This is a genomic window from Alcanivorax sp. HI0083 (assembly GCF_001635175.1).
In genome coordinates this window covers 1-298 of sequence record NZ_LWFX01000670.1, presented here as the reverse complement: position 1 = coordinate 298, position 298 = coordinate 1, and the positions used below count along the sequence as shown (strand labels likewise).

Below are 298 nucleotides of genomic sequence, written 5' to 3'. Positions count from 1 at the left end.
CGATGCGCTACCAACGGAAACAGATAAGCAGTTGGCGGTGCGTCGGTTGGCTGGCTTGGAAGTCGATCTTATGGCACTGGAATACACCAACTTTCGCACCGTTGCTGCCACAGATGAAGGCAAGCCGTTCGGCCCAGAATCGTCAGGACTGAAAATCAAAGGCACGGAACTACAGCAAAGGGTTTCCCAAGCGATGGTGGAAATCGGAGGTTTGATGTCTTTGCCATGGGATAACGAGGAGCCCATTGGGGAGCAAATTTTTAATCAGGCCAGTCGCCGCTATAACTTCCTGCGTGCG

Annotated in this window: 1 protein-coding gene; it reads left to right on the top strand. The window is 52.7% G+C overall.

Annotated elements, in window-relative coordinates; translation table 11 throughout:
• Window positions 1–31 precede the first annotated feature (31 nt).
• Window positions 32–298, top strand: a 267-nt coding sequence (locus tag A3754_RS06665; protein ID WP_255363121.1) for an acyl-CoA dehydrogenase family protein, incomplete at its 3' end; no start/stop codon positions are given.